General features: G+C 56.5%; 13 protein-coding genes. 3 read left to right on the top strand and 10 right to left on the bottom strand.

The annotated features are described in order from the left end of the window. Positions 1-24: 24 nt before the first annotated feature. Genes HZB34_11295 through HZB34_11285 form a run of 3 tightly spaced genes read right to left on the bottom strand, consistent with a single transcriptional unit; the run spans position 25 to position 2,168 of the window. The gene (locus HZB34_11295; protein MBI5316547.1) at positions 25-672 is read right to left on the bottom strand and encodes a TPM domain-containing protein; all 648 of its coding nucleotides are present in this window, start codon (positions 670-672) and stop codon (positions 25-27) included. Next, on the bottom strand, positions 673-1,512 hold the full coding sequence (locus tag HZB34_11290; protein MBI5316546.1) for a TPM domain-containing protein: 840 nt from the start codon (positions 1,510-1,512) through the stop codon (positions 673-675). 50 nt (positions 1,513-1,562) lie between these two features. Further along, positions 1,563-2,168, bottom strand: a complete 606-nt coding sequence (locus HZB34_11285; protein ID MBI5316545.1) for a LemA family protein — start codon at positions 2,166-2,168, stop codon at positions 1,563-1,565. A gap of 89 nt (positions 2,169-2,257) precedes the next feature. On the opposite strand from HZB34_11285, the gene HZB34_11280 reads away from it, so the two are divergent. Then, a complete protein-coding gene (locus HZB34_11280; GenBank protein ID MBI5316544.1) occupies positions 2,258-2,563 on the top strand; it encodes a hypothetical protein in 306 nt (101 codons plus the stop codon). Positions 2,564-2,719: 156 nt separating this feature from the next. On the opposite strand, the gene HZB34_11275 is transcribed toward HZB34_11280, so the two are convergent. Then, positions 2,720-3,193, bottom strand: coding sequence for a PilZ domain-containing protein (locus HZB34_11275; protein ID MBI5316543.1), 474 nt, complete (start codon positions 3,191-3,193; stop codon positions 2,720-2,722). Positions 3,194-3,387: 194 nt separating this feature from the next. Next, positions 3,388-4,665: an NAD(P)/FAD-dependent oxidoreductase gene (locus tag HZB34_11270; GenBank protein ID MBI5316542.1), complete on the bottom strand. Its 1,278-nt coding sequence runs from the start codon at positions 4,663-4,665 to the stop codon at positions 3,388-3,390. Positions 4,666-4,775: 110 nt separating this feature from the next. On the opposite strand from HZB34_11270, the gene HZB34_11265 reads away from it, so the two are divergent. Continuing rightward, positions 4,776-4,946, top strand: coding sequence for a hypothetical protein (locus tag HZB34_11265; protein MBI5316541.1), 171 nt, complete (start codon positions 4,776-4,778; stop codon positions 4,944-4,946). A 90-nt stretch (positions 4,947-5,036) separates the two neighbouring features. On the opposite strand, the gene xth is transcribed toward HZB34_11265, so the two are convergent. From xth to HZB34_11240, 5 genes are all read right to left on the bottom strand, one after another. Next, positions 5,037-5,810: an exodeoxyribonuclease III gene (gene xth, locus HZB34_11260; GenBank protein MBI5316540.1), complete on the bottom strand. Its 774-nt coding sequence runs from the start codon at positions 5,808-5,810 to the stop codon at positions 5,037-5,039. Between the two features lie 165 nt (positions 5,811-5,975). Then, positions 5,976-6,317, bottom strand: a complete 342-nt coding sequence (locus tag HZB34_11255; GenBank protein MBI5316539.1) for a hypothetical protein — start codon at positions 6,315-6,317, stop codon at positions 5,976-5,978. Positions 6,318-6,429: 112 nt separating this feature from the next. Continuing rightward, the gene (locus HZB34_11250; GenBank protein MBI5316538.1) at positions 6,430-8,979 is read right to left on the bottom strand and encodes a hypothetical protein; all 2,550 of its coding nucleotides are present in this window, start codon (positions 8,977-8,979) and stop codon (positions 6,430-6,432) included. Positions 8,980-9,066: 87 nt separating this feature from the next. Beyond that, on the bottom strand, positions 9,067-10,476 hold the full coding sequence (locus tag HZB34_11245) for a glycerate kinase (GenBank protein ID MBI5316537.1): 1,410 nt from the start codon (positions 10,474-10,476) through the stop codon (positions 9,067-9,069). A gap of 104 nt (positions 10,477-10,580) precedes the next feature. Beyond that, positions 10,581-11,648 (bottom strand): lytic transglycosylase domain-containing protein, encoded by a 1,068-nt coding sequence (locus tag HZB34_11240; protein MBI5316536.1) that lies wholly within the window; start codon positions 11,646-11,648, stop codon positions 10,581-10,583. Positions 11,649-11,765: 117 nt separating this feature from the next. Here HZB34_11240 and HZB34_11235 point away from each other — a divergent pair, with 117 nt between their 5' ends. Beyond that, positions 11,766-12,473, top strand: coding sequence for a uracil-DNA glycosylase (locus tag HZB34_11235; GenBank protein ID MBI5316535.1), 708 nt, complete (start codon positions 11,766-11,768; stop codon positions 12,471-12,473). The last annotated feature ends 2 nt before the right edge of the window (positions 12,474-12,475 follow it).

Below are 12,475 nucleotides of genomic sequence, written 5' to 3'. Positions count from 1 at the left end.
CTGGTCAGTCTATCCAGCCGACGATTAGGATTCTTGAATCAGCGTGTCGGGCAACTCGTCTGGATTGTCGCCGGACCCGGCAGGGCTGACTCGCGAGAGGAGTTCGCCGCACTTTGTAATCGCGTCGCAGATGGCGTCGGTTGGGTTTCCGACACGGATTCCCTCGAGGATGCCGCTGACGAGGCTCTCCCATGTGCCTGGAGGCACATGATCGTTGATTCCTTTGTCCGCCAGCACATGCACGCGTCTCTCCAACAGTGAGACGAGGATCAGGATGCCTGTGCGCTCTTTCGTATTCTGTAAGCCATGCTGATAGAACGCCTGTTCGGCACGCAGCTTTACCTTGTATGCCATGCGCTCGCGAGACGTGACGAGGCGGATGATGTTTGGGAGGGTCCCGAGCCACTGTCCGATGCCATAGGTGGCTACCACTATGAGCATGAGCCAGCCGGCGTTGCCGGCGTGCCACCCCCAGGGGAGCCAGTAGGTTTCAATCGTCAGAAGGAGAGCCAGTGCGACTAGGGCCAAAATGAGTCCCGTTCGATAGCCGGCTTCGCGGTACAATGCCGAGGCCGAGACGATCATTGGCACGATCTCGCCCTTTGTGCCCCGTTCGGCTTGCTGAACGGCTTGCTTAATCCGTTCTCGTTCTGCGTCGGTGAAGTGCACCATTTACCAACCTCCCGAAGCTCCGCCGCCGCCAAAACCTCCGCCCCCTCCACTGAACCCCCCCCTGCCCCCACCGCCGCCGAATCCCCCGCCCGGACCTATCACAATTCCATCTCCCCACCCTCCACCTTGGCCTCTGCCGCGATTCGCCTGCAAGAGAAGCCACAGGAAGAAGGCCGTGATCCCGGCGGCTGCAAGACCTAATATCACGCTCGCAAACTGTGCGACGAGAAATGCGAGCAGACTCCCGAACAGCGCACGGGTGCTTCGTAGTCCGTGGCTCAACAGGATGCCAGCCAAAATCCCCACGACGATCCCGATGGTCACATATTCAATCGCGGCTAGCTCCTGGTCTGAACTGGTATGACCTGGCAGCATCTCGTCAGCTTTGTAAGTGCCTTCAATGGTATTGAGAATAGCCTGCACCCCGGCGGCAATGCCACCCGGCAGGTCTCCACTTCGCAGCCGAGGCACGATTTCCTGGCGAATGATGTGGGCGGAACGGAGGTCCGTCAAGGTGCCTTCCAGGCCATAACCCACTTCGATACGGACTTTTCGCTCTCGTAGGGCGATGAGGAGCAGGATGCCGTTGTCCGTTCCCTTCTGGCCGAGCTTCCAGGTGGTCGCGACACGATGGGAGAAGGATTCGAGCGGTTCGCCTTCGAGGGATGGCAGCGTCAGAACAGCTACCTGATTGCTGGTTTTCGACTCGTGGGTTTCGAGGTCGCGGTTGAGTGAGCTGGCGATTTCCGGTGGCAACACATGCGCAAGATCCACGACGCGGCCTGTGAGCGGCGGCACGTCGAGGGCCCAGGAAGCCAAGGCCCAGGTGAAGGCTACGATGAAGAAAAACCCTGTCCCCCAGACTCTCTGGCTGAACCTCAACCTGCCTCCTAGAATTTGACTTCTGGCGGCTTGGCCACAGCCTTTTCATCCGCGACGGTGAAGTTCGGTTTTTCTTCCATATGGAGGATGTATTTTGCCGTCAGGTTCGTGGGAAAGAAGCGGACGCTCTTGTTGTACTCTGCCACTTTCTCGATGTAGCGTTTGCGCGCGACGGCGATACGGTTCTCCGTCCCTTCGAGCTGACTTTGGAGATCACGGAAGTTCTGATCGGCTTTTAAGTTCGGGTAGTTCTCGGCAATGGCGATCAGGCGTCCTAAGGCTGAACTGAGACCGGCCTGCGCCTGTTGGAATTTCTCGAACGCAGCAGGATCTTTCAACGTTTCCGGTGTCACTTGAATTCCAGTGGCCTGAGATCGCGCTTGCACAACGCTTTCCAGTGTGTCCTTCTCATGCGCAGCATAGCCTTTGACGGTGGCGACCAAGTTCGGGATCAGGTCGGCTCTCCGCTGATACTGATTGACTACTTCGCTCCATGCGGCTTTGGTGTCCTCGTCCAGTCCCTGGAGATCGTTGTAGCCGCACCCTGAAAGCCCTACAAACAGAATTGCAGAGGCGACTATAGTGAACGTCGACATACGACTGCTCATGGCCATCCTCCTTCTCGACGAACGCCGGTCTTTAGCGCTGCGTACCGAGCATGCTATCATGACAAACGCTATTATGGTACGTAGGAGGGTGGCTGATGTCGCTTGAACCCACCTCACATTTGCCCGGCGGCTTTCAGATCACACATTGCACCCTCGGTATCTACCAGGGGAGTGCGATTGACCTGGCGTTTTGGTATCCCTCATCTGGGATGCCGGAATATGGACTTTGTCGGTTTGCTACGAAAGAGAAGGCCGAAGCCTATCGCGTCTATCTCTGTTCCTCCGCCTGTCCGGAGCAGCTCAATGAACAGGACCTCGCCATCGAACCCTATGATCTGGCCACACACGATGACTTAATCAATAACCATCCGCTTCACTCTGCCTGGGAAACACCACTCTAACAGGATCCTGAATGCAATCCGCCAGAGACTGTTTCGCGTGGCGTATGAGACAGGCGTGACATGAGCAGATTGATCTCCACGTCCTTTGACCCGTCTCGCTCGCCTATTGTTCTTGTGGAGATAATGCTGGGATGGATAACAGGTTCAGAGGCCTGCTCAGGCGGCGGCACCGGTGTGAAGCGAGTGCTTATCCGGCTGATCTGTTGTCTGGGCTTGGACAAAGGCCTGCAAGCGCTTGTTCTCTTGAGCAGCGCGAAGGAACTTGAAGGCGATGCCGCGGGCGGTCACCGAACAAACCATCGCAGCTACTTCAAGAGGTAGTTCGCCTTCACCGAGTGACAGTTGCAGATAGAAGATTTCGTCCGTATGGACCCGGGTTTCACTCCTGACAATACAACCACCCATCGAGAGATCGAGCACTGTTCCCTCACCGCGGATTTTGCCTCCTGAGAAGGAAAGATAGAGTCGCACGGGAATCCGGAGGTGTTCGCGTCGATCGATCGGATGCGTGGGATGATCCAGCCCTAGACGGGACGCCAGAAAGCGATGACTGCACGATGGACAGCGGAACGGCGCTACAAAGATGAAGGAGGCGAGGTGCTCGCGCGGCGATTGCGGGTGAGACCGCAAAGGACCATCCTTCTGGCACCGTGGACAGCTCAGAATGCGCCCCATATCATCAATTCCTCTGATTCCGACCGCTTGGGCTGTTCGACAGGATGACCCTCGCTTGTCAACGGATAGATGATCTTCTCCATACTGTCAAGAAAAGGAAGGTTCCATGCGCAGCCGCGTCGAGAGAAATCTCAGGCTCATCGGCTGACCTAGATGTCTGCCGGCATATTCTTGGCAGCTGCATGTCCTGCGAGCCATCCTGTCGTCCACGCCCATTGGAAATTGAAGCCGCCGATCCGGCCGTCGCAGTCGAGAATCTCGCCGATCAGATAGAGGCCCGGGGTCAGCTTGGATTCCATCGTCCTGAAACTGATCTCTTCGAGAGGGACTCCCCCTGCCGTCACTTCTGCATAGTTCCAGCCGCGATCTCGTTCCACCGGAAAATGGAACTTTGAGAGTGCCTCGATCAGTCGATCTCGATCATTCCGGGGCAGTTGCGCAATGGCCTTCTGCGGATCGCATTCGATATGAATGCAGAGCGCCTCGGCAAACCGCTCCGAAACTCGTTGCGCGAGAGTCTTGACAAGGGATCGTCGAGGGGTACCGGCTGCTTGACCCATGAACCACTGCTTCGCGTGGTCCTGCGTCGCGCCTGGAAAAAAATTGCCATAGAGGGCTGGGCTCTCACCAGTTTCTTGCCCTAATGTCCAAAAGCGGCTTGCGTCCATAGCTACTGGGCCACTGATGCCAAAGTGCGTCCAGAGCAAACTTCCTATCCGCTGATCGACTTTGCGCCTCTGCACCATCGTCGTCAATTCGACCTCTTGTGAGAGGCCGGAGAGCGCCTTGTGGAACATCGTGCCCGCGAGCACCAGAGGGACGAGTGCCGGGGCAGTAGCTGTTACTGAATGGCCAAGGCGCCGAGCAAGATTGTACCCGAAACCGTCACTCCCAGACTTGGGAATCGATCGGCCTCCAGTCGCCAGGATGACGCGCCCCGCGTGCAGCGTTCCGTGGCTGTGTTGCAGGACAAATCCAGACTCTGTAGGCGATTCCACGCTTGTCACGCGATGATCAGGTAGAAGGGTAACACCTAGCTCGTGACAACGGGTGACAAGGGTACTGAGGATGGTTCGCGCCTTGTCAGTGACGGGGAAGAGCTTGCCGGTCTCTTCGCGTTTGAGCTCGACCCCTAGTGAGGCAAACCAGCTGATTGTTTGCTCGACAGTGAAGGCTGCCAGCACATTCCTGATGATATGGCGCTTGCCGAAATAGTCGGTGGCGGTCACAACATCGTGGGTGACATTACAGCGACCGCCGCCGGATAGAAGAATCTTGGCCCCGATGGTCTTTGCGCCATCGAACAGCACAATTCTCCTCGGGCGATCACCCTTTACAGCTGCTTCAGCTGCGAAAATCGCGGCCGCCAGCCCGGCGGCCCCCGCACCGATTACCGCAATGTCATGCCTACCATCATGGATAGACATTAGAGAGTTCTAACTGCCATTTAACACCCTATTAATCTTCCGATGTTACAGTTCCCCCTATGCCAGGCCGACTCATCGGCATGAACACATGAAAGCAGGAGGTGAACCAGATGACCTGTCAAAAATGCAAAGGGCTGATGGTGAAAGAGTGGCGACCTGAGCTTTCTCAGGAAGCCACGGTGCTCCGCTGTATCAATTGTGGGTTGGTCCTTGATCCGTTGATCGCACAGAATCGCGTAATCTCATTGGGTGTGAAGCAGCGGGTCCTGAAGGCGGCTTGAAGGTCCATTCAAGCTTGTGAGCCAGTTCGGTCGGTGCGGGCGACTTGCCACACCAATCGAATTGGGCAGGTGTGGACGTTGCGTTCGTGGTTAGACCGAAAACTCCGCCCATAAGAATGTGTGATCTGAGGGGTCTTTCGCTCGCCGCGGCTCGATGTCCACGTCTACCCTTTGACATTTCTCTGCCAGTGGGGCCGTTGCCAGAATATGGTCGATGCGCCAGCCTTTATTTGCTTCTAGCGAGCCAGGCGCCCGATAATCCCAAAATGTATACTGTTGTCGATCGGGATAGAGCTTCACAAACACGTCCTGAAATCCCCACGCCAATGTCCGCTCATAGGCCCGGCGCGCATCCTCGTGATAGCAGACGTGCTTGAGGTGTTTCTCGGGACTGTGCACGTCAATCGGCCGAGGAGCCACATTCATGTCACCGCACCAGATAGCTGGTTTGTTCGGGGGCACGTGCTTCTCGAAATATTTGCGCAGTCGATCATACCAGCCGAGCTTGTATTGATACTTTGGTGAGTCTATCTCGAAGCCCTGCGGCACGTAGGTATTGATGATGGGAATCCCCTTGATTATCACACGCAGGATCCGCGCATCCTCCGATTCACCTCCATCGTCAAACCCGTATGCCACCGACTCCGGTTTCTTCCGGCTCAATATCGCGACGCCGTTATACGACTTCATTCCTCGATACGTGATTTCGTACCCAGATTCGGCCAATGCCAACAGCGGAAATTCGCTGTCCTGGACCTTGGTTTCCTGAAGACAGAGCACATCGGGCGTCTGCTGGGCAAGCCAACCCAGCACGATCGGCAGACGTTTTCGGAGTGAATTGACGTTGAAGGTAGCGATTTTCATGCAAAGCCCGATGGATGGTGAGGCCAACGCATCCTAGCAAAAGGTCCGTGGGGGAACAAGGCGAGTGACAGGTTTAATAAAAGCGACAGGCAGAAAGGGAAATTCCAGCCCTCAGAAAGGGAGGTCTCCCGAGGGCCAGGCAATCAACCGTCGCACCTGCGACAATTATGGTGCAGGTGCAGGAGTGGCAACAGGACCAGGTACGGTAGCAGGAGCGGGCGGATTAGCCATTGCGGCTTCCCTATGTGCCTTCATTTCCTCCATCATTTCATGGCGTTTGGCCTTCATCTTCTCTCTATACTGCGTTATCGGGCCTTTCACCCCTCCTTTCTTTGACTTCATTTCGCTATTCATCGCATTATCTTGAGCCTTCATCGCATCTTTCTCGGTTTTCATCTCACTTTTTATAGAAGCTAGCTCACCCTTCAAGGTATCGTCCGCAAGTACGGGCGAACTGGTCCCAAGCAAACATAATGCTGCAAACGCGACAACGGTCATCGTATGCACGAGACACCTCCTTATCAAAGGACGTTGGGTTTGGGCCCCCAACTCGAGTTCCTTGCCAGGTAAATGCAGCGTCGCACGACTTATACGGTCTGTCAATTTGAACGCAAAATGGCTAATCTTGAATGATGATCTGTCCTCGCTCCGCGTCCAGGCTGATTCGATCCCCTTCTTTAAGCCTGGTGGTAATACCATGCACATTGGCCACTGCGGGCAATCCGTACTCGCGAGCAATGATCGCTCCGTGGGACAATGTCCCGCCCATCTCGGCGACGAGCCCCGATGCCACGCCAAATAACGGCGTCATGCCGGGGTCAATGGCTGAGACGACTAGGATGTCGCCGCGACAGACCCGACTCCAGTCCTCCATCGATCGGACGAATCGTACCGGTCCCACGACCAGTCCTGGACTGATGGGAATCCCGTGCAGGATCTTCTCCGAATCCATAGGCATGGGTGTGTCTGTGCCACGGACCAATGCATTCCAATCCCGAATCGTGTCTGGAACGCTGACCGTAGCGTAACGGTCTCGCTCGGCCCGGCGGGCCTCAATCAGTCCTCGCCAGTCACGTAGCCCTCCGGTGGACCATTCTGCGCGTTCGTTGATCGTGAGGTAGAAAATATCCTCCCGGGACGAGAGCCGTTCCTGTTCTACCAGCAACTCGCCAAGACGAAGCAGTAAGCTGCGCACCGCCGCTGAGTAGTACATCAGATGATGCCGGTTCGCCTCCCGCAGGGCGAAGAACCGGCAAAGTCGTCGATACCACCATGAAAAGATAGCCCACCGATGGATTCGCCATCCAAACCTCGCGCGAATCTGTGACAGTGCCCGCTCCCGCACCGCGGCTTGACGCTGAAGAATGTCTACCGGAGTAGCACTGGTTGGAGCCAGAATTTGTGTGCGCAATACAGACAATAACAACTCCGGCCGATCTCTGAATCGGGGTGACATGGGGTCCGATTCACCGACCCCACGATGGCCATAGTCCTCGAGATATCGGTCGAAAGCATGAAGGACATCAGTCCCCTCGAGGCGGCGACGAAACTCGTTCGGGTCCCATTGTTCTTCGGTAAACCACGCAGTCAATCGAGGGTCCCGTCGGACCATGTCCGCAATTTCAGCCAATCGGACAATCTGTTGCGCGCTAATCACTGCTGCCTGACCTTGCAGCGCCCCGTTCAGCAGCGCTCTCCAATCTTCACCTAACCACTGAGGCAACAGGCTGCCCAACGTTTGCAAGCACTGCGACACCCCTCCCGCGATGCCAAATGTCAGCTCCTGTTCATCGAGCCGTTTTCCTATGGTATCGAGATGCAGAGCGATGGCTTCGCTGGAGATATTTCGAAGTCGATCGGCGCGATGCTCGGCAGCCATCGATTTCATCTCCGCAAACCAAGCCGGCCCATCGTGGACGACCTTTCTCAGTTCGGCCATCATCACGACTGCGGCACGGGTGATCGTCAACCACCCGAGAGGGTGGGCCTCAGGAACCCGGGTCAGGACTTCACCCCCCATCTGTTCCGTAAACGGAGCAGGATCTCCCCGGAGTTGTACGATAAGGGAATAAAATAGCGTCATATTGATGTAGGGTCGTCCCTGGAATATGCGGACCGATGTGACGCCTTCGGGAATTCGGCAGCCAAGATTCCGATAGGGTGCCAGAATGTAGCGGTCCATGAACATCTCAAGGAACGACAGCCCAAGAGGACTCGGCAACTCCGGCATGGTTTCTTTAAAGTTCGCACGAGACCATTCACAGTCATCATTGGTGAATGGGGTGGATCGGGGCAAACCAAAAATGGGGCGTGCCTGGAGCAACCATAGGCGACGATCGTCGTAGAGCCATTCGAGATCCACTGGATGGCCGAATTGTAATTCGATCTCTTTGGCTGTACGGGCCAGAGCAAACAGTTGGTCATCCGACAATGTTGCGCGCCCAACTGCATCATCCGGTAACGGCAATTCGCGAAGACCTTGGCTGGTCGCCTGCAGTGCCTGCGACTGTCCGGTGACCGTCCGTTCGCAAATCCGGATCGGTTGACCGTTTTTGCCCATCTCCACCACATACTGATCCGGTGTGACGCGCCCATCCACGAGGGCTGCCGCAAGCCCCGCAACCGAGTTGATTACCACCTGAGTTGTTCGTCCAGTGAGGGGATGGATGGAATAAGACACACCGGCGGCTCGCGCCTCCAGCATCGGTTGGATCACAACGGCCATAGCGGGGGGCGTTCCGCTCAATCCCGACGTCGCCTGATAATTCAGGACGCGCTCATCCCAGATCGATAGCCACAGATCCTTCACCGCCAAGCCCATCTCCTCCAGCGGGATACCGAGGCGCGTACGATAAACCCCGGCAAAGCTCGCCTGAGCCCCATCCTCGTTCGTTGCTGACGATCTCACCGCCCACAGCACAGGCAACGGCAGATCCAAGCTTCGCGCCTGAGCGATGATCAGTGCCGTCAATTCAGCGATGTCGCAGTTCTGGATGAGGTGGTGACAGTGGGAGAGTATCCGTAGGCGTTCAGCCCCGGAGGAGTTTTGGGCAGCCTGCCACTGGTCGGTTGGAGAAATACCCGTCGCGCGAAGCGCGCGGTCGTAGGCTTCTGTCGTCACGCAGAATCCGGGGGGAACGAGGAATCCTCCTGCGAGCAACCGCGCCAAGCCGAGAGCCTTCCCTCCAACAAGAGACGGTTGAGTGCAGGAGGCCAAGGGAAGGAGGAGGGGACGAGTCATTGAAATGGATACTACCTAGAGCAGGAGGAGGAGGTAAAGATCGTTGACGTTCGTGCCGGTTGGACCGGTGGTAATGAGTTGATGGAGCCTCTTCAATGCAGGGTAGATGTCGTGGCGTTTCAATGCGTCCTCGATATCGATCGCACAGCGCTGCGCACGGGCCACGGTATCACCATCGACGACAGCACCAGCCGCGTCAGTCGGACCGTCGGTACCGTCGGTGCCGATTGCCACAACCCATGCCCTGGCGAGACCAGAGATTTCCAGAGCGGCGGCTGCGGCAAATTCTTGGGCCCGTCCGCCTGTTCCCTTTCCAGTGACGGTTACGGTGGTTTCCCCACCAGCCACTACACAGCAGGGCCTGTGCAACGGTTTGCCACTGCGAGCAATCTGCTTCGCCAATGCACCAAATCGTTTCCCTGCCTCACGGGCCTCTCCGGTTAAGCCCGGGGTATGAACGAATGTGCGAAGATCTGCTTCTCTGGCTGCCCGGGCCACGGCTGTGACAGCTGCTCCGTTGTTTCCGATAATACAATGATAGACTCGGCGAAACAGAGAAGAGCCGGGCTTCGGGGTCTCGTTCACGAGCCCCTGACATCCCCGGTCGAGATGCCGACGCACTCGCTGAGGGACCGCTCGCCAGATGCGATAGCGTTTCAGAACCGCCTTAGCGTCTTGATAGGTTGTCGGGTCCGGGACTGTCGGCCCCGAGGCAATGGCGCTGAGGTCGTCATCCGATACATCTGATAGAATCAGCGTCACAACAGAGGCTTTGGTCAACTCGGCGAGACGCCCGCCTTTGATGCGGGAGAGGTGTTTCCTCACGGTATTCACTTCTTGGATACTCGCGCCGCATCGCAACAGTTCCCTTGTGGTCCGTTGCTTGTCGGCCAACGTAACTCCTGGAATAGGACATGGGAGCAAACTGGACGCACCGCCTGATAGGAGCACGATTAAGAGATCGCGTCGGCCGAGCTCTGAGGCTATGGCACAGAGCCTGGCTGCCGCCTGCTGACCAGATTGATCAGGAACTGGATGGCCGGCTTCCGCCACGATGATACGTTTCGTCGGCAGGCGATGGCCGTGTTTTACTACGACTAATCCGCCGTCGAGTCGAGGCCCTAGCTGCCGTTCCACCGCTTGGGCCATCGAGGCTGTTGCCTTTCCTGCCCCGACCACGACCACGCGCTCATAGCGGTGCAGGTCATACCGACGCCGGCCAATGATCAACACGTTGCCGTGTTTTGAGATGGCTCGGCGGATCGCCCTACCGGCATTGACTGAGGTCAGCCCTCGAACGATAAGTTTCTTCAGAAGTGGCCGGATAGGAGAGGATGGAATCTGTATCACGCTGTTGATTAGGCCCGCTGTGTTCATCACCTTATGTTGGCCCGGTGAGTCCCCCACTGCGCGCAACGTTTTCACCCTCCCACCCGCTGACACGTAGGGACGTGCCACGAGCCCAGGCGAGGGTCTTCTGAGACCGCGCGTTGCGCGAGCACAGGGGACTGACCGGACCAGCCCCCCTGCTAGGGGATCTTATCTTGAACGAAGCAGCGAGTGGGACAAGTCTGTCGTGGAACTTTTATCTGATAGGTTCCGCGTGGAAGCGCGTCCCTCTTGAATTCAGGATTTAGCATCTTGAGCTCCAAGAAATAGCTCCCAAATTCCTCGGCAATTGAGGTGAGGGCACGCTGCGGCTCTTTTACTGTGACGGTGACCGTTTCTGTTTCCATCGGCATGTACAGGTCCTTTTTGCTGAGCCCCAAATATTTCTCCGGCTGCGAGTAGATTTCTTTCGCCGCGATGATTCTCGGAACATAGCGCATCGTTTCCCGTGGCCCGTGCATCTTCCAATAGTCGGTGATTTTTTGTTCCTTGAGGAGTTTGCGCACCCGTTCTTCGCCGGCATTATATGATGCCATGGCCATAAACCAATCGTTCTCCTTGAAGTCTTTGAGATACTTGAGATACTTGACTGCCGCCTCAGTGGACATTTCCAAGTTGCGTCGTTCGTCCCGCACAGCATCGCTCTTGAGGCTGTAGCGTCGTCCGGTTGAAGGAATGAACTGCCACGGCCCTGACGCTTTCGCCTTGGAATAAGCAGCGGCCACGCACTTACTCTCCACCAGCAGCATATATTTGAGATCATCCGGCAACCCCGCTTCCGCCAACTGCTTCTCGGCGGGAGGGAAACAACGCCCGGTCCGTTTGGCGAGAATGATACTTTCACCCTGGTCTTCCAAAAATTGATAGAACTCGTATTCGATGCGTTCACGTACCTGCCAGTTATCAAGCGGGACTGGTTGACCGGCGAAGGTCAGCTTGTCAGGCAGCTTGAATGAGCTAAGGAAGTAGCGCTCTCCTTCTCGCTTGATTTCTGGAAGAATAACCAGGCGACCCTCAGACTCATTGGGATTCTCAAGCGAATCGAGAAGATTCAATTCTCGATCCGGTTCTACATTGGGTCCGGATCGAAGCGCAGTCTCTTTCGCGTCGGAATGTTCTAACGGATGCTGGGCTGCTCCTGCTATCGGAAGTGCCATCATTACACACAGCCCACTGAGCACCAGTATTCGCCGAAGCCACGTTGTCATGCCAATCCTGCCTCCTGCCTACAATGAACGGTTCGAAGTCGACGACCTATGCTAACAGCCTGACAGGGGACCGGCAAGTATGATCAATCTTTCCATTCGTGCTAGACTGCGCCAGCTATGGGTGCGCTGGCCCTCCTCAATGATCGCATCACTCATTGCACCCTCTGTCCTCGGCTCGTCGTCTATCGAGAGGCAATTGCCGCAAGGAAACGGAGGCAGTTCGAGAACTGGACCTATTGGGGCCGTCCGGTCCCAGGATTCGGAGACCCCCACGCCAGGCTCTACGTGCTGGGGCTCGCGCCGGCAGCTCACGGTGGTAACAGAACCGGACGAGTGTTTACAGGTGATCGGAGCGGGGACTGGCTATATGATGCTCTACATCGATTTGGCTTTGCCAACCAACCAGGCTCACACCACAGGGGTGATGGGTTAGAGTTGTCAGATTGTTACGTCGGCGCCACAGTCCGTTGTGCACCGCCGGACAACAAGCCCAACCCTGAAGAATTCACGGCCTGTCGATCCTATCTGCGTGAAGAGATAGGGCTATTACAGAACACCAGAGTGGTAGTGGCGCTGGGCAAGATCGCATTCGATCACTATTTGAAAGCCTGCCGGGATGAGGGGAGGCGACTTCCCTCGCCCCTTCCGAAGTTTTCCCATGGAATGGTCCAGGTCTTACCCTGGAACACGACACTAATCGGTTCCTACCATCCAAGCCAGCAAAACACCTTCACCGGCAAACTGACCAAGCCGATGTTCCACCAAATATTTGCGACGGCACGGCAACGGCTTGCCGAGTCTGAGCCTAGACGAGGGCGGCGATAGGT

Source organism: Nitrospirota bacterium, assembly GCA_016219645.1.
Lineage (GTDB): Bacteria > Nitrospirota > Nitrospiria > Nitrospirales > Nitrospiraceae > Palsa-1315.
This window is presented reverse-complemented; position numbering and strand designations above follow the sequence as displayed.